Source organism: Umezawaea beigongshangensis, assembly GCF_016464305.1.
In the GTDB taxonomy this organism is placed as follows: Bacteria; Actinomycetota; Actinomycetes; order Mycobacteriales; family Pseudonocardiaceae; genus Umezawaea_A; species Umezawaea_A beigongshangensis.
Map to the genome: position 1 here is coordinate 494,995 of NZ_JAEIOJ010000002.1, position 21,494 is coordinate 516,488.

At 74.2% G+C, this 21,494-nt stretch carries 16 protein-coding genes; 8 read left to right on the plus strand and 8 right to left on the minus strand.

Translation table 11 applies throughout. The features are described from left to right. Nucleotides 1-130 precede the first annotated feature (130 nt). Nucleotides 131-2,074 (minus strand): vWA domain-containing protein, encoded by a 1,944-nt coding sequence (locus IMZ35_RS06835; protein ID WP_199440051.1) that lies wholly within the window; start codon nucleotides 2,072-2,074, stop codon nucleotides 131-133. Continuing rightward, nucleotides 2,071-3,453, minus strand: coding sequence for a sigma 54-interacting transcriptional regulator (locus IMZ35_RS06840; RefSeq protein ID WP_199440342.1), 1,383 nt, complete (start codon nucleotides 3,451-3,453; stop codon nucleotides 2,071-2,073). The genes IMZ35_RS06835 and IMZ35_RS06840 overlap by 4 nt, the downstream gene beginning before the upstream one ends. Before the next feature lie 86 nt (nucleotides 3,454-3,539). Between IMZ35_RS06840 and IMZ35_RS31665 the strand changes: the two genes are divergently transcribed. Genes IMZ35_RS31665 through IMZ35_RS06855 form a run of 3 tightly spaced genes read left to right on the plus strand, consistent with a single transcriptional unit; the run spans nucleotide 3,540 to nucleotide 5,670 of the window. After that, on the plus strand, nucleotides 3,540-4,352 hold the full coding sequence (locus IMZ35_RS31665; protein ID WP_199440052.1) for an ATP-grasp domain-containing protein: 813 nt from the start codon (nucleotides 3,540-3,542) through the stop codon (nucleotides 4,350-4,352). Then, on the plus strand, nucleotides 4,349-4,861 hold the full coding sequence (locus IMZ35_RS06850) for a YcxB family protein (RefSeq protein ID WP_199440053.1): 513 nt from the start codon (nucleotides 4,349-4,351) through the stop codon (nucleotides 4,859-4,861). Before IMZ35_RS31665 ends, IMZ35_RS06850 begins: the two co-directional genes overlap by 4 nt. Before the next feature lie 11 nt (nucleotides 4,862-4,872). Further along, nucleotides 4,873-5,670: an Rv1486c family protein gene (locus tag IMZ35_RS06855; protein WP_199440054.1), complete on the plus strand. Its 798-nt coding sequence runs from the start codon at nucleotides 4,873-4,875 to the stop codon at nucleotides 5,668-5,670. Nucleotides 5,671-5,716: 46 nt separating this feature from the next. Here IMZ35_RS06855 and IMZ35_RS06860 read toward each other — a convergent pair whose 3' ends face one another. From IMZ35_RS06860 to fabG, 3 genes are all read right to left on the minus strand, one after another. Continuing rightward, on the minus strand, nucleotides 5,717-6,757 hold the full coding sequence (locus tag IMZ35_RS06860; protein ID WP_199440055.1) for a ferrochelatase: 1,041 nt from the start codon (nucleotides 6,755-6,757) through the stop codon (nucleotides 5,717-5,719). Between the two features lie 81 nt (nucleotides 6,758-6,838). Further along, on the minus strand, nucleotides 6,839-7,606 hold the full coding sequence (gene fabI, locus IMZ35_RS06865; RefSeq protein ID WP_199440056.1) for an enoyl-ACP reductase FabI: 768 nt from the start codon (nucleotides 7,604-7,606) through the stop codon (nucleotides 6,839-6,841). Nucleotides 7,607-7,665: 59 nt separating this feature from the next. Beyond that, complete coding sequence (gene fabG / locus IMZ35_RS06870; protein ID WP_199440057.1) at nucleotides 7,666-8,370, minus strand: beta-ketoacyl-ACP reductase; 705 nt, start codon at nucleotides 8,368-8,370, stop codon at nucleotides 7,666-7,668. A 115-nt stretch (nucleotides 8,371-8,485) separates the two neighbouring features. Here fabG and IMZ35_RS06875 point away from each other — a divergent pair, with 115 nt between their 5' ends. The 3 genes from IMZ35_RS06875 (at nucleotide 8,486) to IMZ35_RS06885 (ending at nucleotide 14,865) form a co-directional block, all read left to right on the plus strand. Next, complete coding sequence (locus IMZ35_RS06875; protein ID WP_307867826.1) at nucleotides 8,486-11,218, plus strand: FAD-binding and (Fe-S)-binding domain-containing protein; 2,733 nt, start codon at nucleotides 8,486-8,488, stop codon at nucleotides 11,216-11,218. A 223-nt stretch (nucleotides 11,219-11,441) separates the two neighbouring features. Then, nucleotides 11,442-13,310: an ABC transporter ATP-binding protein gene (locus IMZ35_RS06880; protein ID WP_438816831.1), complete on the plus strand. Its 1,869-nt coding sequence runs from the start codon at nucleotides 11,442-11,444 to the stop codon at nucleotides 13,308-13,310. Between the two features lie 220 nt (nucleotides 13,311-13,530). Beyond that, the gene (locus tag IMZ35_RS06885; protein ID WP_199440059.1) at nucleotides 13,531-14,865 is read left to right on the plus strand and encodes an MFS transporter; all 1,335 of its coding nucleotides are present in this window, start codon (nucleotides 13,531-13,533) and stop codon (nucleotides 14,863-14,865) included. A 79-nt stretch (nucleotides 14,866-14,944) separates the two neighbouring features. On the opposite strand, the gene IMZ35_RS06890 is transcribed toward IMZ35_RS06885, so the two are convergent. Both IMZ35_RS06890 and mihF read right to left on the minus strand, forming a co-directional pair. Further along, entirely contained in the window at nucleotides 14,945-15,145 is a 201-nt protein-coding gene (locus IMZ35_RS06890; RefSeq protein WP_199440060.1) for a hypothetical protein, read from the minus strand. A 777-nt stretch (nucleotides 15,146-15,922) separates the two neighbouring features. After that, nucleotides 15,923-16,240: an integration host factor, actinobacterial type gene (gene mihF / locus IMZ35_RS06895; RefSeq protein ID WP_199440061.1), complete on the minus strand. Its 318-nt coding sequence runs from the start codon at nucleotides 16,238-16,240 to the stop codon at nucleotides 15,923-15,925. 727 nt (nucleotides 16,241-16,967) lie between these two features. Between mihF and IMZ35_RS06900 the strand changes: the two genes are divergently transcribed. Beyond that, entirely contained in the window at nucleotides 16,968-18,758 is a 1,791-nt protein-coding gene (locus IMZ35_RS06900; RefSeq protein ID WP_199440062.1) for a DUF8189 domain-containing protein, read from the plus strand. 33 nt (nucleotides 18,759-18,791) lie between these two features. Here IMZ35_RS06900 and IMZ35_RS06905 read toward each other — a convergent pair whose 3' ends face one another. After that, a complete protein-coding gene (locus IMZ35_RS06905) occupies nucleotides 18,792-19,517 on the minus strand; it encodes a PP2C family protein-serine/threonine phosphatase (protein ID WP_307867827.1) in 726 nt (241 codons plus the stop codon). A 321-nt stretch (nucleotides 19,518-19,838) separates the two neighbouring features. Here IMZ35_RS06905 and IMZ35_RS06910 point away from each other — a divergent pair, with 321 nt between their 5' ends. Continuing rightward, nucleotides 19,839-21,455, plus strand: coding sequence for a DUF4331 domain-containing protein (locus IMZ35_RS06910; RefSeq protein ID WP_199440063.1), 1,617 nt, complete (start codon nucleotides 19,839-19,841; stop codon nucleotides 21,453-21,455). The last annotated feature ends 39 nt before the right edge of the window (nucleotides 21,456-21,494 follow it).

Genomic DNA, 21,494 nt, shown 5'->3' on the forward strand with positions numbered 1-21,494 from the left:
TCCTTGAGAAAGTGCGGCACTCGGACCCTGGAGATGGGGCCGATCGGCCCTGATCGCGGCGGACCACCCGTTCCAGTCCGTGCGCCCGTTCGCCGGGAGGGCGGACGGGCGCACGGAGCAGGCGCGTCCGCTACCCGCCGCGCTTGCGCGAGCGCAGGTAGTCGGAGACCACGGCCGCGCCGAGGCCGTCCTCGCTCGGGGCCACCACCCGGCCGCCGCTGCGCCGGGCCACGGCGTCGCAGAACGCCCGCAGGGCGGGGTCGTCGCCCAGCACGAAGACCGTGATCGACGCGCCGAGCTTCGCCAGGGCGTCCACCTCGGCCATCGTCTTCGCGAGGGTCCTGGGCAGCGGAGGCCAGCTGAACTCGGCCCGGCCGTCGACCTCCAGGTGCGCGGTCGGCTCGCCGTCGGTCACCACCAGCACCACCGGCTGCGCGTCGGGGTGCCGGCGCAGGTGCCGGGTGGCCAGCAGCAGCGCGTGGTGCAGGTTCGTGCCCTGCTCCCACACGCCCTCCAGGCCCGTGAGCCGGCCGATGTCGACCGTCTCGGCGTGCCGGCCGAACGTGATCAGCTCCAGGGCGTCGGAGCGGAACCGCGTGCGGACCAGGTGGTGCAGCGCGAGGGCGGTGCGCTTCATCGGCACCCACCGGCCGTCCTGCACCATCGACCACGAGGTGTCCACGCACAGCGCGACGGCGGCGCGGGAGCGCTGCTCGGTCTCGCTGATCTCCACGTCCACCACGTCCAGCCGCACCGGCCCCACCCCGGAGCGCAGCACCGCGTTGGTGATCGTGCGCGGGACGTTCCACGGCTCGGTGTCGCCGAACCGCCACGGCCGCGTGGTGCCGGTCAGTTCGCCCGCGGCGCCCGCGCGGGCGCTGTCCCGATCTCCCCGCGGGGTGCGCAGCGAGTCGACCACGCCGCGCAGCGCGGTCTCCCCGAGCCGCCGCAGCGCCTTCGGGGTCAGCCGCAGACCGCCGTCGGGCGCGCGTTCCAGCAGGTTCTGCTCCCGGAGCTGGCGCTCCAGGTCGGCCAGCCGCCGGGCGTCCACCCCGGCCTCCTCGCCGAGCTGGCGCACCAGCGCCTCCACGTCGACGTCCTCCAGCCTGGCGCCGGGGTAGGACTGGCCCAGCTGCTCGGCCAGTTCGTCGATCTCGGCGAGGTCGGCCATCGCCCGCGCGCCCTCGCCCAGGCCGAGCGGGTTGCTGCCGCGGAAGCGCTCCGAGCCCGACCAGTCCTCACCGGGACGCAGCCCCCGGAGCAGGGAGTCCAGCGCGGACAGCTGCTGGCCGACGGCCGGGTCGCCGAACGCCCGCCGGCTCAGCTCGGACAGCTCGGCGCGCTGCTGCTCGGTCATCGAGTTGAGCATCCGCTGGGCCGCCGCCGAGCGCGCCGCCAGCGCGTCGATCAGCTCGTCCACCGTGCGCGGGTTCTCCGGGAAGAACTCGCCGTGCTCGCGCAGGAACTCCTCGAAGCGGCGAGGGGTGTCCTCGTCGCCGCGCGCGTGGGCGGCGAGCAGGCCGTTGAGCGCCTCCAGCATCGCCTTGACGCGCTCGACGTCGGCCGGGCCGACGTCGCCCATCGCCTCCTTCATCCCCTGGAAGCGCTGCTCCACCAGCTCGCGGCCGAGCAGGCTCTGGATCTTGTCGTAGGCCTCGCGGGCCCGCGGCGAGCGCCAGTCGTACTCGGCCAGCTCCCGGACCGCGCCCGCCGTGCTGGTGGGCAGCGCGTCGAGCAGCGTCTCCCGGAACCGGGCGTCGTCGTCCGGGTCGGGGAACAGCGCCCGGCGCTCGGCCTCCACGGCCTCGTCGAGCAGCCTGCGGATCTCCTGGAGCGACCCGTCGAGCCTGTTGCGGCGCTGGATCTCCGAGCGGCGCCGCCACAGCCCGGTCGTCAGGTCGTCCAGGCCGCGGGTGCCCTCGACGCCGCGGCGCAGCAGTTCGCGCAGCGCGGCCTGCGGGGACGCGCCCTCCATGACCTCGCGGCCCAGCTCGTCCACCGCGGCGCGCAGGTCGACCGGCGGGGCGAGCGGGTCGGGCCCGCCGCTCCACCGCCCGTAGCGGTACCTGCTCATCCGTACACCGCTCGGTCGTCGTCCGCGCTGTCCTTGCCGATGTCGCGGGTCAGGTAGAGCGATTCGAGCGCCAGCTCCACGGCGGAGGCGATGCGCCCGGCCGGGTCCTTCGGGCCGACGCCCAGCCGAGCGGCCACGTCGTGCAGGACCGGCAGCTCGGGCAGCGCGGCCAGCAGGTCGGCGGCCGGGACCCGCTCACCGGTCGCGACCGGGTGACCGGCGGTGACGGCCTCGGCCAGCTCCCGCAGGTTCAGGCCGCGGAACCGCGCGCGGGCGGTGTCGGCCACGGCGCGGCGCAGCAGGTGCGTGAGCACCTCGATCTCGCGCCCCTCCTCGCCGGCCTCGAACTCGATCTTGCCGCGCAGGACCTCCGGCACGGACTCCAGGTCGATCGGCCGGGCCACCGGAGGGTGCTCCCCGGTCAGCGCGGAGCGGCGCAGGGCGGACGCCGCGACGGTCTCGGCGGCGGCGACGGCGAACCGGGCGGAGACGCCGGAGCGCTGGTCGACCGCGGAGGACTCGCGCAGGTGCCGCACGAAGCGCGCGACGACCTCCACCAGGTGGTCGCCCACCTCGGCCACCAGCGCGGCCTCCTGCTTCACGAGGTCGACCTCGGCGGCGACCTCCAGCGGGTAGTGGGTGCGCACCTCGGCGCCGAAGCGGTCCTTCAGCGGCGTGATGATGCGCCCGCGGTTGGTGTAGTCCTCCGGGTTGGCCGTGGCCACGAGCAGCACGTCCAGGGGCAGCCGCAGGGTGTAGCCGCGGATCTGGACGTCGCGCTCCTCCATCACGTTGAGCAGCGACACCTGGATGCGCTCGGCCAGGTCGGGCAGCTCGTTGACGGCCACGACGCCGCGGTGCGCGCGCGGCAGCAGGCCGTAGTGGATGGTCTCCGGGTCGCCCAGGCTGCGGCCCTCGGCGACCTTCACCGGGTCGACGTCGCCCACCAGGTCGCCCACGGACGTGTCCGGGGTGGCGAGCTTCTCGGTGTAGCGCTCGTCGCGGTGCCGCCACTCCACGGGCAGGTCGTCGCCCAGTTCGGCGGCCCGGCGGCGGGACTCGGGGGTGATGGGCTCCAGGGGGTGCTCCCCCAGCTCGGAGCCGGCGATGACGGGGGTCCACTCGTCGAGCAGGCCGACGAGGGTGCGCAGCAGACGGGTCTTGCCCTGACCGCGCTCGCCGAGGAGCACGAAGTCGTGCCCGGCCAGCAGGGCGCGCTCCAGCTGCGGCAGGACGGTGCGGTCGAAACCGACGATGCCGGGCCAGGGGTTGCGCCCCTCGCGCAGTGCCGCCAGGAGGTTCTCCCTGATCTCGGTCTTGACGCCGCGCGGGAGGTGGCCGGCGGCACGGAGGTCGCCCGCGGTGCGCGGCAGGTTCATGGGCGCGTTGGTCACCTGTACGACGCTACGCACCCTCTCGGACGATTTCGACGTGGAGCAGCTCCACCCGGTGCGACGATGCTCCCGTGATCTTCTGCTGCGATCCGGTGAACCCGACGGTCGTCGACGAGCACTTCCGGGCGGAGGCCGCCGCCGCGCCCCGCCGGGCGCTGATCGACCACGACGCCCTGTGCGGTGGTGACGCCGACCTGGCGGTGCGCCGGGTCCCGCGCGATCTGGGGCCGGTGTTCTACCGGGGCTGGATGATCCCGGTAGTCCGCTACGCGGAGCTGGCCACCGCGCTGACCGAGCGGGGCTCCCCGCTGGCCACGAGCCCCGAGCAGTACCGCAGGGCCCACGAGCTGCCGGGCTGGTACGAGGTGTTCGCCGGGCTGACGCCGCGCAGCGCGTGGACGGACTCCTCCCGCGCGCCGCTCCCGCCGACGACCGGCGCGATGATCGTCAAGGACTGGGTGAAGTCCCGCAAGCACGAGTGGGACACCGCGTGCTTCGTGCCCGGTCCCGAGGCCGTGACCGGCGTGGTGCGGGAGTTCGTGCGGCTCCAGGGCGAGTTCCTGGCCGGTGGGGTCGTGCTGCGCGAGTTCGAGGAGTTCACCGGTCCGGAGACCCGCGTGTGGTGGGTGGACGGCGAGCCCGTGCTGGCCGGTCCGCACCCGGACGCGCCGGACGAGGCCGCCGTGCCCGGCCTCGCGGACGTGGCGCCCGCCGTGGCCGCGCTCGACTGCCGGTTCGTCACCACCGACGTCGTGCGGCGGGCCGACGGCGCGTGGCGGGTCGTGGAGGTGGGCGACGGACAGGTCAGCGACCTGCCGCGCGGGACCGATCCGACGGTCCTGCACACGGCGCTGGCACGGGCCGTGGAGAATGCCGCCCGATGAGCGAGAGCGTTGACTTCACCTGGTCCCCCCAGCCCGGCGACTGGCGCGACGCGCTGCGCACGACCGTCCCGGTGTTCCGGTGGGCGCCGTGGTTCGCCGCGGTGCTGGCCGTCCTGTCGGTGGTCGTGCTGCTGCTCGGCATGCTGTGGGCCGGGGTGTTCGGTCTGGTGCTGGCCGCGGTGATCGCGGCGATGCTGCCGGTGCAGGTCACCGCGTCCTTCCGGAACCACCCGCTGGCGGCGAAGTCGGTGACGGGCAGCGCGGACGAGCACTCGCTGCGGATGACCGCGGGCGAGTCGGCCCGCAGCGAGCTGGACTGGACGCGCCTGCCCGGCTGGACGGAGACGGCGCGCGGGTTCGTGCTGCGCACCGGCGAGGGCACGGGCGCACCCGCCTACGCCGTGCCGCACCGGGCGTTCCGCGACGACGCCGACCGCGACCGGTTCCGGGCGCTGCTGACCGACCGCGTCGGCCCGGCCGCCCGCCGGTTTCCGCCGAGGGCCACGTAAGGTCGGTAGGCGTGTCCTGTGCGAGTGCGACGCTGGTCGTCTGGACGTCGGGTTGGCTGCACGGAGTGGCTGCCGCCGACGACGTCCTCGACGCCCTGCACACCTGGGCCGAGCTGCACGAAGTGGTCGCCGACGACGACGGCACGGCCACGGCGCTCGACCTTCCCGGTCCCGACGAGGCCCCCGTGGGCGCCGCCCTGCTGCTGGCCGCGCTGCGGCGGGCCGGAGCCACGACCGGGCGGCTGGTCCTCCCCGTACCGGGTGACGTCCGCGGGCTCGGTGGCCGGGGACCGCTGAGCACGACGGCGCTGCGCGCCGGGGAGGCGGCCGTGCTGCCCGAGGTCGGCGTGGGCCTGGTGCCCCGGCTGGTGGCGGACGGCGTCATGCGCTGGACGGTGTTCGACCTGCCGTCCGCGTCGGGCTCCGAGCACGTGTCGATCGCCGAGGCCGAGCACGGTCTGGCGAACGCGATGCGCGACGCCGCCGCCGCGCTGGTGTCCCTCGACGTGGCGCGGCACCGGCCGAACGTGCGCGAGGAGATCACCCGGCTCTCGACCGCCCAGACGAAGCTGACCTGGCCGGACGGCATGCCGCCGCGGTCGCTGCGGGTCCTGCAGCGCGCGGCCGAGGTCGCGGCGATCCTGACCGTCGCGGCGAGCGACGCGCCCGGTGGCGCCGTGTCGGCGTCGGCGACGCAGGCCCGCGACGACGCCCTGCGCCCGCTGTCGGAGGCCGTGCGCCGCGCGCGCTGCGCGGCCGTCGAGGAGGCCGTCCGCGTCCTGTCCGACCAGTCCGCCGGTCGGCACTGACCGTCCGTCCGGTGGCCACCCCGGCCGGGGTGGCCACCGGACGCCGTCAGCGGCGGGCGGGACGCTTCGCGGGCTTGCAGCACAGCGGCGCGCAGGGGGCGCCGTTCAGCGTGCAGCCGCCCTCGGGGAACTCCGACAGCTTGCGCGACGGCACGGCGTCGAGCTGCTCGCGCACCAGCTCCACGACGAGCTGGGCGAAGCGCGGGTCGGCGTTGGGGGTCGCGGCCCTGGCGAAGCCCATGCCGTGCTCCTCGGCCCGTTCGCGGGCCTCGGTGTCCAGGTCCCACACCACCTCCAGGTGGTCGGAGACGAACCCGATCGGACACACCACGATCGCGGGCACGCCCTTCGCGTGCAGCGCGTCCACGTGGTCCACGACGTCCGGCTCCAGCCACGGGATCTGCGGCGGCCCGGACCGCGACTGCCACACCACGTCGTAGTCACCCGCGCCCAGTTCGGCGGCGACGAGCCGCGACGCCTCGGCGATCTGGCGGGAGTAGCGGTGGCCGCCCTCCGCCGGCGGACCTGCGGCGGCGTCGGCCGACTCGGGCACGGAGTGCGCCGTGAACACCAGCCGGTACTCGCCGTCCAGGGTCGCCGCCGCCGCGCGCACCGCGTCGGCGAAGGCCGCGACGAACAGCGGGTGGTCGAAGAAGTGCCGCAGCTTCAGCAGGTCGGGGGCGTCCGCTCCGACGGCGGCCCGCGCGCGCAGCACGTCGTCGTCGTACTGGCGGCACGCCGAGTAGCCCCCGTAGGCGCTGGTGGAGAACACCAGGGCGCTGCGCACACCGGCCTCGGTCATCTCGGCGAGGGTGTCCTCGACCATCGGGTGCCAGTTGCGGTTGCCGAAGTAGATCGGCAGGTCGACGCCCCGCGCGGCCAGTTCCGCGCGGACGGCCTCGATCGCGTCCAGGTTCAGCCGGTTGATCGGGGAGACGCCGCCGAAGTGCTGGTAGTGCTTCTCGACCTCGTCCAGGCGCTCGGGCGGCACACCCCGCCCCCTGGTCACGTTCTCCAGGAAGGGACGGACGTCCTCCGGTCCCTCCGGGCCTCCGAAGGACAGCCACAGCAGCGCGTCGTAACTCACGACGTCCATCCTGACCCTGCGACGCGCGCCACGCACGACCGGGGGCCGGGCGGGATCGGCCCGGCCCCCGGAACGACGGGCCTACAGGCCGAGGAAGTGCACGCCGCCGTCGACGAACACCATCGAGCCGGTGGTGGCCGGGAAGAAGTCCGACAGCAGGCCGACGACGGACTTCGCGACCGGCGTCGGGTCGTCGACGTCCCAGCCGAGCGGCGCGCGGTCGCTCCACATCTTCTCCAGCTCGCCGAAGCCGGGGATGGACTTCGCGGCCATCGTGCGGACCGGACCGGCCGCCACCAGGTTGACCCGGATGCCCTGCGGGCCCAGGTCGCGCGCGAGGTAGCGGTTGACCGACTCGAAGGCGGCCTTGGCCGCGCCCATCCAGTTGTAGGCGGGCCACGCCTGGCGGGCGTCGAAGTCCAGGCCGACGATAGAGCTGCCCCGGCCGAGCAGCGGCAGGGTCGCCGCGGCGAGCGCCTTGTAGGAGTAGGCCGAGACGTGCATCGCCTTCGACACGTCCTCCCAGGGCGCGTCCATGAACGGCGCTCCGAGGCAGCTCGGCGGGGCGTAGCCGATGGCGTGGACGACGCCGTCGAGGCCGTCGACGTGCTCGCGCACCCGGTCGGCCAGCGAGTCCAGGTGCCCCTGGTCCTGCACGTCCAGCTCGACCACGGGAGCGGGCTCCGGCAGTCGCTTCGCGATCCGCTCCACCAGGCTCATGCGGCCGAAGCCGGTGAGCACGACCTGCGCCCCCTGCTCCTGCGCGACCTTGGCGACGTGGAAGGCGATCGACGCGTCGGTGATCACACCGGTGATCAGCAGTCGCTTGCCCTCGAGCAGTCCCGTCACTTGCGTTCCTCCGTTGGAAAGGTGCCTCATCGGGTGAATCCGGGCGGTCGGACGACCGGTCAGTGGCCCATGCCGAGGCCGCCGTCGACCGGCAGCACGGCGCCGGTGACGTAGCCGGCCTCGTCGGAGGCCAGGAACACCACCGCGGCCGCGACCTCCTCCGGCGTGGCCTGCCGGCCCGCGGGGATCTGGCCGAGGATCTGCTTCTTGCGGTCCTCGGACAGCACCTCGGTCATCTCGGTCTCGACGAAACCGGGCGCCACCACGTTCGCGGTGATGTTGCGCGAGCCCAGCTCGCGGGCGATCGAGCGCGCCACGCCCACCAGCCCGGCCTTGCTCGCGGCGTAGTTGGCCTGACCGGCGCCGCCGGACAGGCCGACCACGGACGAGATGAACACGATCCGGCCCCAGCGCTTGCGCAGCATGCCCTTCGTCGCGACCTTGGCGACCCGGAAGGAGCCGGTCAGGTTCGCGTCGACCACGCGCTCGAACTGCTCCTCGGTCATGCGCAGCAGCAGCGTGTCGTCGGTGATGCCCGCGTTGGAGATCAGGATCTCGACCGGGCCCTGCTCGGCCTCGATCTCCTTGAACGCGGCCTCGACCTCGGCGGTGTTCGTGACGTCGCACTTCACGCCGAAGAGGCCCTCGGGGGCGCCCGATCCGCGGTGGGTCACCGCGACCTTGTCGCCCCTGGCCTGGAAGGCCCTGGCGATCGCCAGGCCGATGCCACGATTGCCGCCGGTGACCAGTACGGACCTCGACACGCGCCACTCCTTCACCCACCCCCGGAGGGGCGTCCATCACCGCTGGTTGACGGGGCGAGGCTATCTGCTACCCCCGAGTACTCCGCCACCGGTGAGACCAGATCACAATCGGCGGGTGGACGGCTTCCTCGAACGGCTCCGCTCCGACGTGGACGGCGACGTGCTCGCCGACCCCGCGTCCCGCGCCCTGTACTCCGCCGACGCGTCGAACTACCGGAAGGTGCCGCGCGTCGTCGTGCGGCCCAGGTCGACCGACGGCGCCGCGGCCGCCGTCGCGGCGGCGGCGGAGTTCGGGGTGCCGGTGACCGCCCGCGGGTCGGGCACGTCGATCGCGGGCAACGCCGTCGGTCCCGGCCTGGTGCTGGACCTCGCCCGGCACCTGAACCGGGTGCTGGAGGTCGACCCCGACCGGCGGCTCGCGCGGGTGCAGCCGGGTGTGGTGCTGGACCGGCTCAACGCGGCCGCGGCCCCGCACGGCCTGCTGTTCGGCCCCGACCCGTCGACGCACTCGCGCTGCACGCTCGGCGGGATGATCGGCAACAACGCCTGCGGCGCGCACTCGGTGGCCTGGGGCAAGACCGGCGACAACGTCGAGTCGCTGGACGTGCTGCTGCCCGGCGGGACCCGGTTCGACACCGCGACCCCACCGGCGGCGATCTCGGCCGGGCTCGCGGCGCTGCGCGTCGACCCGGCGTGGTTCCCGCCGCTGTCCCGGCGCGTCTCCGGCTACGCGCTGGACGCGCTGCCGGACCTCGCGCGGGCGCTGGTCGGCACGGAGGGCACCTGCGCGACGGTGCTCGGCGCGACCGTGCGGCTGGTCGCGGCACCGGAGCGGCGGGTGCTGGTCGTGCTGGGCTTCGCCAGCAAGTACGACGCAGCCGACCAGGTGGTGGCGCTGCGCGAGCTGGACGTGCTGGCCGTGGAGGGGCTGGACTCCGGGCTGGTCGCGGTGCTGCGGGCGCACCGGCCGCACTCCCCCGCGCTGGAACTGCTGCCGCCCGGCGCGAGCTGGCTGTTCGTGGAGACGGCGTCGGAGACCGCTGCGCGCGAGGTGGTGGCCGCGATCGGCGTGGACGCGCTCGTGGTGACCGACCCGGCGCGGCAGCGGGTGCTGTGGAGCGTGCGGGAGGACGGGGCCGGGCTGGCGACGCGGATGACCGACGGCACCGAGGCGTGGTCGGGCTGGGAGGACACCGCCGTGCCACCGGAGCGGCTCGGCGCGTACCTGCGGGAGTTCGACGCGCTGCTCGCCGGGCACGGGCGGCGCGGCGTCACCTACGGCCACTACGGCGACGGGTGCCTGCACGTGCGGATCGACTTCGACCTGACCCGCTCGGCCGCGGGCTACCGGGCGTTCCTCCAGGACGCCGCCGAGCTGGTCGTGGCGCACGGCGGGTCGCTGTCCGGCGAGCACGGCGACGGCCGCGCCCGCTCGGAGCTGCTGTCCCGGATGTACCCGGCCGAGGCGCTGGAGGCGTTCGCCGCGTTCAAGCGCGTGTTCGACCCGACGGGGCTGATGAACCCCGGCAGCGTCGTGGACCCGGCTCCGCTGGACGCCGACCTGCGGGTGCTCGTGGCCCCGGCGACCCTGCCGACCCGCGCCACCCTGGCCCTGCGGGCCGACGGCGGTGACCTGGCCGCCGCGACGCGGCGCTGCGTGGGGGTCGGCAAGTGCCTCAACGCCTCCGGCGGCGTCATGTGCCCCAGCTACCGGGTGACGCGGGAGGAGAAGCACTCGACGCGCGGGCGGGCGCGGCTGCTGTTCGAGATGCTGAACGGGTCGGTGGTGCGCGACGGGTGGCGGTCGGAGGAGGTGCGCGACGCGCTGGACCTGTGCCTGTCGTGCAAGGGCTGCAAGAGCGACTGCCCGGTGGACGTGGACGTGGCGGCGTACAAGGCGGAGTTCCTGCACCACCACTACCGGGGCAGGCTGCGGCCCGCGTCGCACTACTCGATGGGCTGGCTGCCGCTGCTGCTCGCGCTCGGGCGGCTCGCGCCGGGCCTGGTGAACCGGGTCGCGCCGCGGCTCAAGCGGCTCGGCGGCATCGCGGCCGAGCGGGAGGTGCCCGCGCTGGCGCGGCGCTCGTTCCGCTCGTGGTTCCGCCGCCGGCCGCGCGGCTCGGGGCAGCGGGTGCTGCTGTTCCCCGACACGTTCACGAACCACTTCGAGCCGGGGGTGGGGCAGGACGCCGTGGCGGTGCTGGAGCACCTGGGCCGGGCGGTGGAGGTGCCCCGGCAGCCGGTGTGCTGCGGGCTGACCTGGACGTCGACCGGGCAGCTCGGCGTGGCGCGCCGGGTGCTGCGGCGCACCGCGCGCGTGCTGCGGCCGTGGACGGAGGCCGGGGTGCCGGTCGTCGGCCTGGAGCCCAGCTGCACGGCGTTCCTGCGCGGTGACGCGCTCGAACTCGCCGGGGACGACCCGGACGTGGCGCGGCTCGCGGCCGTCACCCGCACGTTCGCCGAGCACGTCGAGCCCGACCTGCCCGCGGGTGGAGGAGACGGGCCGGAGGCGATCGTGCAGGTGCACTGCCACCAGCACGCCGAGCTGGGCTTCGACGCCGACCGGCGCGTGCTCGCCGCCTCCGGCGTGCGGGCGCGGGTGCTGGACTCGGGGTGCTGCGGGCTGGCGGGCGACTTCGGGTTCGCGCGCGGCCACTACGACGTGTCGATGGCGTGCGCCGAACAGGCGCTGCTGCCCGCCGTGCGCGCGGCGCAGGACGGCACCGCCGTGGTCGCCGACGGGTTCAGCTGCCGCACGCAGATCCGGCAGGGCGCCGGGCGCGAACCGGTCCACTCGGTCACGGCCGTCGCGCGCGCACTGCGACTGGGGCGGTACCGGAACTCCTGAGGCACCCCGCCGGGGGCGCGGCGCGCTGGCACGACGGTGACCGGTGAGCACCGACCGCCGCCAGGACCACCGCCTCGCCGAGGCGGTCCTGCGGGTGCTCGAACCGGCCGATCTCGGGCGCGCGATCGGCCTCCGTCGGCTCGTCCGAACCGCGCAAATCCGGTTGACCTCGACCATGGTCCAGGTCCTACCGTTCGGGGCAACCCGACGCCGGAGGCACCGCATGAGCATGGAGATGGCCGCGTGGAACTCGCTGTACCACGCGATGCACTCGCAGGAGGAGAAACGCGCGTTCTCGCGCGACACGGTCAGGCGAATAGGGCGGTTCGCCGCGCCCCACCGCGCACAGCTCGTGCAGTTCCTCGTGCTCAGCGTGGTGGGCGCGGTGCTCGCCGTGGCGACGCCGGTGCTCGCGGGCCGCGTGGTCGACGCGCTCGTGAACGGTGCGGCGGCGGAGGTCGTCGTGCAGCTCGCGGTCCTCATCGCGGTCATCGCGGTGCTCGACGCGGGACTGGGCCTGCTGACCCGCTGGCTGTCCGCCGGCATCGGCGAGGGGCTGATCCTCGACCTGCGCACGGCCGTGTTCGACCACGTGCAGCGGATGCCCGTCGCGTTCTTCACCCGCACCAGGACCGGTGCGCTGGTGAGCAGGCTCAACAACGACGTGATCGGCGCGCAGCGCGCGTTCAGCGACACGCTGTCCGGTGTCGTCAGCAACCTCGTGATGCTGGTGCTGACGTTCGCCGTCATGGTGGGGATCTCCTGGCAGATCACGCTGCTGTCGCTGGTGCTGCTGCCGGTGTTCGTGCTGCCGGCGCGGCGGATGGGCAACCGGCTGGCGAAGCTCACCCGCGAGGCTGCCGACCACGACTCGGCGATGAGCACGCAGATGACCGAGCGGTTCTCCGCGCCCGGCGCGACGCTCGTGAAGCTCTTCGGCCGCCCGGCGCACGAGTCGGCCGAGTTCGCCGCGCGGGCGCGGCGGGTGCGCGACATCGGTGTGCGCACGGCGATGGTGCAGTGGGTGTTCGTGACCGCGCTGACGCTGGTGTCGGCGCTGGCGCTGGCCCTCGTCTACGGGTTGGGCGGCTTCTACGCGCTGCGCGGGCAGCTCGACCCCGGCGCGGTCGTGGCGCTGGCGCTGCTGCTGACCCGGCTGTACTCGCCGCTGACGTCGTTGGCGAGCGCGCGGGTGGAGGTGATGAGCGCGCTGGTGAGCTTCCAGCGGGTGTTCGAGGTGCTCGACCTGAAGCCGCTGATCACCGAGAAGCCGAACGCGCGGCAGACCCCGGACGGTCCGCTGTCGGTGGAGTTCGAGGGCGTGCGGTTCGCCTACCCGTCGGCGGACAAGGTGTCGCTGGCGTCGCTGGAGGAGGTCGCCGCGCTGGACTCGCGCGGAGGCGTCGAGGTGCTGCACGACGTGTCGTTCCGGGCCGAACCCGGTCAGGTCGTGGCGCTGGTCGGCTCGTCGGGCGCGGGCAAGTCGACGATCGCGCAGCTGCTGCCCCGCTTGTACGACGTGGACTCCGGCGCGATCCGGCTGTCCGGTGTGGACGTTCGGGACCTGTCGGCGGACTCGGTGCGCGACTCGATCGGCATGGTCACCCAGGACGGCCACCTGTTCCACGAGTCGATCCGGTCGAACCTGCTGCTGGCCCGCCCGGAGGCGAGCGAGGAGGACGTGTGGGACGTGCTGCGGCGTGCCCGGCTGGAGGACCTCGTCGCCGCGCTGCCCGACGGGCTGGACACCGTGGTCGGCGAGCGCGGCTACCGGCTGTCCGGTGGTGAGCGGCAGCGGCTGACCATCGCGCGGTTGCTGCTGGCGCGTCCGCGCGTGGTGATCCTCGACGAGGCGACCGCGCACCTGGACTCGACGTCGGAGGTCGCCGTGCAGGAGGCCCTGGACGAGGCGCTGGACGGCCGCACGGCCATCGTGATCGCCCACCGCCTGTCCACGGTCCGCTCCGCCGACCTGATCCTGGTCCTGGAGGGCGGCCGCATCGTGGAACGGGGCACCCACGCCGAACTCCTGGCCAGGGGCGGCCGCTACGAGGAACTGCACCGCACCCAGTTCGCCCAACCGGTCGCCTGACCGCGAGTTGAGCGTGCCAGCACTGCGAGTTGAGCGTTCGCGCATCTCGAACCCCTCGTTCACGGTCCGCGTCGGGCGGGAACGCTCAACTCCGGGTGCCCGAACGCTCAACTCGCGGTGTCTGAACGCTCAACTCGCGGTGGGGGACGTCACGGGGCGGGGGTGGCGGGCGCGGGGGACACTGTCGGGCGACTGCTGGCGCGCACCCCGAGGAACACCCATGGACACGGAGCACTCCCGCACGCGGCGGCTGGACGCGCTGCCCTTCACCCGCGAGCACCGCAAGCTGCTGCTGGGGTCCGGCGCGGGGTGGGCGCTCGACGCGATGGACGTCGGGCTGATCTCGTTCGTCCTCGCGCAGCTCGCCGTGCAGTGGGACGTCAGCTCGACCGCTCTGTCCTGGGTCGCCTCGGCGGGGTTCGTCGGCATGGCCGTCGGGGCGAGCCTCGGCGGGCTGCTCGCCGACCGGATCGGGCGGCGACAGGTGTTCGCGCTGACGCTGCTCGTCTACGGCGTCGCCACCGGCGCGTCGGCCCTGGCCTGGTCGGTGGGCGTGCTGATCGCGCTGCGGTTCGTCGTCGGCCTCGGGCTGGGCGCCGAGCTGCCCGTCGCCTCGACGCTGGTCAGCGAGTTCGCCCCGCCCCGCATCCGCGGGCGCGTGGTCGTGGTGCTGGAGGCGTTCTGGGCGGTGGGCTGGACGCTGTCCGCGCTCGTCGGCTACCTGGTGATCCCGCTGAGCGACGACGGGTGGCGCTGGGCGCTGGCCATCGGCGCGCTGCCCGCGCTGTACTCGGCGTTCGTGCGGGCCAAGCTGCCGGAGTCGGTGCGTTTCCTGGAGGCGCGGGGCCGGCACGAGGAGGCCGAGCGGGTCGTGCGCCGGTTCGAGGAGTCCGCCGGGGTGAGCACCCCCGACCCCGGCGGCGCCGTGCGGGACGAGGCACCGGCCGCCCCCGCCGGGCGCTCGGGCCTGCGGGCGCTGTTCGCACCGCGGGCGCGCCGCAGCACGATCGGGCTGTGGGTCGTGTGGTTCTCGGTGAACTTCTCCTACTACGGCGCGTTCATCTGGCTGCCCACGCTGCTCTACGCGTCGGGCTTCTCGCTGGTCAGGTCGTTCGGCTACACCCTCGTCATCACCCTCGCCCAGCTCCCCGGCTACGCCGCAGCGGCCTACCTGGTGGAGCGGTGGGGCAGGCGGCGCACCCTGGCCGTGTTCCTCGTCGGCTCCGCGGTGGCGGCCGGACTGTTCGGCGCGGCGGGTGGCACGGCGCAGGTGCTCACGGCGGGGATGCTGCTGTCGTTCTTCAACCTGGGCGCGTGGGGCGCCCTCTACGCCGTGACACCCGAGTTGTACCCGACCCCGCTGCGCGGCACCGGTTCCGGCTGGGCGGCGGGGGTGGGTCGCATCGCGTCGGTGGTGGCGCCGCTGCTCGTGCCGCCGCTGCGGGCCGCGGGCGGCACGGGGCTGCTGTTCGCGGTGTTCGCCGCCGTGTTCGTGGTCGCGGCGGCGGGCTCCCTGGTGCTGCCCGAGCGGCGCGGCCAGGTGCTGGAGGACTGAGCGCGTACGACGACAGCCGCGCCGGTCACCCCCCTGCGGGTGATCGGCGCGGCTGCTCGAAGGAACCGCCCGGTTCGCGCTACGCCGCGCTGCTGCGCTCCAGCGCGGCGGCGTAGCGGTCGGCCGAGGCACGCCAGGCCGCGATGACCTCGACGGGACGGGTACCGGCGGCCTCAGCGCGGTCGGCGTCGACGCGGAGCTGCTGTGCGGCTGCGGCGTTGTAGGCACGGCGGTCGGCGGGGGTGAAGCGGCGCTTGGGCTTGCTGGTCGACCTCGTCATGGCAGTCTCCTTCGAGGCACGACGGGGTCGGGTGTTCACGACCCCGCAGCGTGGGCGGTTGCGGTCACATGTCGTCCTACCGGGGTGTCGGAATCCGGTGTCGAGCCGGGGATCGACAACACAGAACTACCCGGGTTCGCATCTCCGCCAAACACGACCGAGACCGCGGTCACCCGGATGGCCCAGAGGTCTCGGCCTCGTACATCGAACCCCCTGCGCACCAGCACCTCCAGCACAGACCGAAGCCAGGTGCGTTGTCGCACAAGGACTTCCGCGTCACCCGGCGTGCCGGTCGCGCGGTTTGTCAACGCCCCTCCCGGTGGCACGTCGTACTGCCACGCCCCGCCGGTGTCGCCGTGCTGGAGGTGGATCGGGGTCTTGCGCAGCGGGTCGGTCGAGGCCACGGCCCGGTCGCGCGTGTCGCGGCCGGGGTTCGGCGGGGTCGGCTCGGGCAGGCGCAGCGCGTCCTGGCGGACCCGCCCGCGCCCGCGGGCCGCGTCGTGGGACGCTCCCGCGTCGGCGACGTGACCGGCCGGCACGGACGAGGCGGCCGCCGGTCTCGGACCGGTGGACGACGTGCGAACCCCGGGGTTGCGGCGTCCGGCCAGTCCGGTTCACCGCCACCGGAGGGCACATCTGCCGTCCAGCCGCCGCCGGGCGGGGACGGAGGTGCTCCGAACAGCCCACCGGGACGGTCCGTCGACCGTCCCGTGTGGACCTTCGTCCGGAGCACGCGCGTCGAGGGCGGGTGCCGCCCCCGACGCGGGTGGACTCCTGTCAGGCGCTGAACTCGGCGAGCAGCGCGGCGCGCTGCTTGGAGCCGAGACCACCCGCACGACGGGTGGGCTGGATCTCCAGCTGCTCCATCAGGGCGTCGGCCTTGACCTTGCCGACACCGGGGAGCGCCTTGATGAGGTCGACGACCTTCGTCTTGCCCGCGATGTCGTCGCCCTTGTCCGCCTGCTCGAAGACCTGCGCCAGGGTGAGCTCGCCGCCCTTGAGCTTCTTCTTCAGCTCGGTGCGGGCGGTCCGGGCGGCCGCGGCCTTCTTCAGGTTCTCGGCGCGCTGCTCGGCGGTGAGTTGGGGCAATGCCACTCTCGATCATCCTTCCGGTCGGGGTGTCCCTGCTCCATCCGAGGGACATGACGTACCCCCATCATCACCCCGTGGCGCGTCGAATGTGCGCAACCCCGCAGGTCGGCGCGTTGCTCGGGGCTGTTCCGACCCGGTTCGCCCACCCGTTCGAGTCGTGGTCGGCCGTGCGCAGCGCCGGGTGAACGCCGTCACGTCCGGGGACGTCACACCCCGCCTGACCAGGAGTTACGTTTCGACTCAAGATCACTGCGGGCACGAGCGGGGACGACACCGCCGATCGGCCGAACAGGTGCGGCGACATGACGCAGATCCCATCCGCCGACCGGACCGGTTCGAGCGCGTCACGACCGCGCGCGCGGCCCCGAACGCCCTGGAAGCGCTCCCACTCCGCACGGGCCGGCCCGTCCCGGCCGCACCGCGCTCGGTCCCTCCAGCGGCTCGCACGGTCCCGCCCTCTCCAGCGCCCGGCGCGTCGCGGTGCCGACGGTCGCGACGGCTCGCCCGGCGCGACGAGCAGATCCACGTCGGCGCTGGTGAGCGGCCTCGTCACCGCGCCTTCGACCTCCCGGTCCGCGCCCGCGGCGCGGACCGCGGCACCCGGCCGAACCTCTGCTCCACAGTGGACTCAATGCTCCATCGGTGTTCACCTGTCCCGAAAGCGGTGTGCGGCAACGGGTGCGTACCTACCATGCGGTCGACGCGAGCGTGCGGTGGCAAGGGGGCCTCCATGACCGGATCGACCGAGCGTGTGCTGACCGTCGTGGCTCACCAGGACGACGACCTGATCTTCATCAACCCGCAGGTGAGCGACGGCGTGCGGCGGAGGGTGCCGACGCGGACCGTCTTCGTCACCGCCGGGGAGTACAACGGCAACGACACCACCCGCGAGATCTACGCGGCGCAGCGGCGGGAGGGCGTGTGCGCGGCCTACGCGGCGATCACCGGCGGGAGGGGGCCGTGGCTGCGCACCGCGCGCACCTTCGCGGGGGTGCGCGTGGAGGTGAGCGTCCGGCCGGCCACGCCGAACGTGGAGCTGGTGTTCCTCTGCCTGCCCGACGGCGGTGACGACCTCCAGCTCGACGCGCTGACCCGGCTGCGCGCCGACCCGAAGCACACCGCGCGGACCATCGTCATGCCCCGGCCGGCGCCCGTGCAGCAGTCGCACACCTACACCGCCGAGACCCTGCGCGCCGTGCTGCTGGCGATCGTGCGGGACTTCGCTCCCACGACGGTGCACGTCCAGGACTGCGATCCGGACCCGCAGCTCCCCGGCGACCACGCGGACCACATCGCCACCGCGCACTTCGCCCGCGAGGTGGTGGAGGAGCTGTACGCGCCCCGCGCGCGCACGCGGCCGCTGCTCGTCCAGCACCGCGACTACGCGACGGAGGGCTGCGAGGAGAACCTGACCAGCGCGGTCGTCGCGGAGAAGCAGTCCCTCTTCGAGACCTACGCCGCGCACGACAGCGGCGCGGGCACGCTGCCGTACGTGTGGCTGCGCCGGACGTACCGCCGCTGGCCGCTGGGGACGGCGTGGATCGCCGCCGACGGCGCGGGACGGCTGCACGCCTTCTGCGTGCAGGGCGGCGCGGTGTGGCACCGGCGGCAGTTCGCGGCCGGTCGCCCGTTCGCCGCTGCGGTGCCGCTCGGCGGCGACGTCGCGGCGACGCTCGCCGCGGCGCGGACGGCCGACGGGCGCGTCGCGGTGTTCGGCGTGCACCAGACCACGCACGACGTCGTCGTGAACGAGCAGCTCCCGACGGGTGGTTTCGCCGGGTGGAGGAGTCTCGGCAACCCGAACGGGCCGGGCGGGCGGCACACGGGGGCGCCCGCCGTGGGGACGACCGCCGACGGCCGGTTGCAGGTGTTCGCGAAGAACTCCGGCGGGGGCGTCTCCACGATCCACCAGACGTCGCCCGGCGGGGCCTTCACGCCGTGGAGCGACCTCGGCGGCGGTCCCGACGTGCGCGGGACGCCGGTGTGCGTGAGCCGCCCTGACGGCCGGGCGGTGCTGTTCGCGGCGACGCGGACCGGCATCCGCTGCTGGACGTGGACGCCGGCGGCCCCCGGGTGGGTCCCGACGACCGACGTGGTGACGAACGACGCCGTGACCTGCTCGCCCACGGCCGCGCTGCACGCCGACGGACGGGTGGCGGTGTTCTGGCGGGGCCTGGCCGGGGAGGTCAGGACGGTCCACGAGCTGACGGCGGGCGGCGCGTGGTCGAGCACGCCGGAGAGCCTCGGCAACCCCGGCGGTTTGGACGACGTGGCCGTGCTGCGCGCGCCGGGGGCGAACGGCCGGATCTTCCTGCTCGCCGGTGACGCGCACGGCGGGGTGTCCGCGGCCGCGCAGGTCGCCCCGAGGGGCGGGTGCTCCGGGTGGGTCCGGCTCGGCGGCCGCCTGCACGGCTCGCCCGCGCTGGTGCTGGACCGGACGGGCCACCCCGTCGCGTGCCACTTCACGGCGGACGGCAAGCACCTGGTGACGACGCCGGTCGAGGCGCCCGAGCTGTCCTGACGCGCCCGTCCGGGAGACCCGGACGGGCGGCGTTCAGCGGCGGACCTGGGCCGGGATGCCGGAGGTCACCGGCTCGGTGACCACGATCGCGGTCGCGTTGTCCTTGCCGCCCAGCTCGTGCGCGGCGTCCACCAGCTGCCTGGCCGACGCGGCGCCGGTGAGCAGCCGGTGGGTCAGGAACTCCGGCACGACCTTGTGCACGCCGTCGGTCGTCAGCAGCAGGCCGCCGTTCCCGCGGACCTGCGTCCAGCCGATCCGGTCGACGTCGGTGAGCCGGACGGTGTTGGTGACGACGTGCTCGGCGCGCGGCGGCACCTCGTGCCCGTGCTTGCGCAGGTACTGGGCGAGCGTCTGGTCCGTGGTGAGCGTGTGCAGCGACGTGTCGTCCCAGGTGTGGGCGCGGCAGTCGCCGACCCACGCGATGCGGTGGCCGCTGCTGGTGCGGTCGGTGAACGGCGTCGCCACGACGAGGACGCAGTCCCCCTCGGCCGGCAGCGCGCGCTGAGCGGCGAGCAGAGCCTCGATGGGGCCCTCCGACGCGGGCACCCTCACGGCGGCCTCCACGGCGCACCTGGCGGCCAGGACGGCGGCCTCGTCGTCGCCGATGCCGTCCGCGACGGCCACCACCAGCTCACCCGTCAGCGGGTCGCGGTACGCCGCCACGGCGTCCGCGTTGACCGATCGGGGCCCCCGATCGCTCGCCGCGGTCCAGCCCGCGTCGATCCCCTCGAACCGCGACCTCGTGTCCTCGCGCAGCACGGCGTCACCTCCCCGACTCGACGGTGGACCTCTCCACCGACCTGCCTACAGGATTCACGACTCACCTGTGAGTCTCCTGTGACCGGGTCCGCCCCGGCGGGGCGACGATCCGATCTCAGGACCCGTCCGCGCGGCGCTCCACGAGCCCGCCGACCACCGCGCGTCGTACCAGTGTGCCCCCGGCACCGCGCACCGGGCACGTCGAGGCACGACTTCCGAACCGCGGGCCTGCCCCGCTCGTATCCCCCGGTGGCCGCCCAGCGCGGTCCACGTCGAGTCGAACCGACCACCGCCGCCGATCTGGTCGTGGGAAGGACACGCATGTCATCACCACAGGGCACGGACGTACGGCGGAAGGTCTTCGCCGGAACCGCCCTGGTGGCCGCGGCGCTGGTCAACGCCGCCGTCACCGGGCTGGAACCCGGCACCGCCACGGCGTCGAGCCACCGGGAGGCTCCCCTGATCTCCGCGGACCCCGCGGTGGACAACACCGACCTCTACGCGTTCGTCAGCCCCGACGCCCCGGACACCACGACGATCGTCGCGAACTGGTACCCGTTCCAGGAGCCGAACGGCGGGCCGAACTTCTACCCGTGGGCCACCGACGCGCGCCACGACCTCAACGTCGACAACGACGGCGACGCGAAGCCCGACCTGACGTTCCGCTGGACGTTCAGCGACGACGACCGGCGCGGGAACACGACGTTCCTGCACGCCGACGGCCCCGTGACGTCGCTGGACGACGAGAACCTGCTGTTCCGGCAGACCTACACCCTGGAGGTGCTCGACGAGCGCGGGGGCAGGTCCGTGCTCGTGGAGCACGGGGCGGTGGCCCCCTCGAACACCGGGCCGGCCTCGATGCCCGACTACGCGACCCTGCGCACGCAGGCCGTCACGCACCTCCCCGGTGGCGGCGTGGTCTACGCGGGTGCGGCGGAGGACCCGTTCTTCCTGGACCTGAGGGTGTTCGACCTGCTCTACGGCGGGGACCTGTCCGAGGTCGGCCAGGACACGCTGAGCGGCTACAACGTCAACACGATCGCCCTGCAGATCCCCACGGCGTCGCTGGTGCTGAACGAGGACGTGGCGCGCAACCCCGTCATCGGCGTCTGGAGCGACACCGAGCGGCGCTCGCTGAAGCTGTCACCGGGCGCGGCGAAGGCCGAAGGTCCCTTCGTGCAGGTCTCCCGCCTGGGAAACCCGCTGGTCAACGAGGTCGTCGCACCGGCGGGGCTGAAGGACGCCTTCAACGGGCTCACCCCCGACCAGGACGGGAGGGTCCGGGAGCTGCTGGACCGGGTGCTCGACCCCGAGCTGCCCGCGCTGATCGAGGAGATCTACCGGATTCCCGCACCCGCCGCGCCGCGAGACGACCTGGTCGAGGTCTTCCTGACCGGCATCACCACGAAGGCCGGCGGTCCCATCGCGGTGGACCTCAACTCCCAGCTGGACAACGCCGACGTCGTGGCCGAGAAGTTCGTGCCGTCGGAGATGCTGCGCCTGAACACGAGCGTCCCGGTGACCGCGGAGCCGAACCGGCTGGGCGTGCTCGCCGGTGACCTCCAGGGCTTCCCCAACGGCCGCAGGCTCGCCGACGACGTCGTGGACGTCGCGCTGCAGACCGTGGAGGGCGCGGCGCAGGCCGGCGCGCTGGTCGAGGCGCTGGCCGCCGGCGACGCGGTCGACGCCAACGACAGGGCGTTCGAAGCGGCGTTCCCCTACGTGGCGCTGCCGAACAACGGCGCGGTCAACGCGCAGGCCGTCGCGCAGGAGATCCCGGTGGAGAACACGTCGGGCGTGTTCGGCGGGGAGGCCGCCGGTCCGCTGCTGAGCGCGACCGCGTTCGCCGCGCTCGGCCTGATCGGCGGCAGCGCGTGGCTGTGGCGCGGGCGGGAGCGGCGCGTCCGCCGCTACGGCGGGCACTCCTCGGCGCTGTGACCGACCGGCCGGGAGGGCTCGCGGGCCCTCCCGGCACCC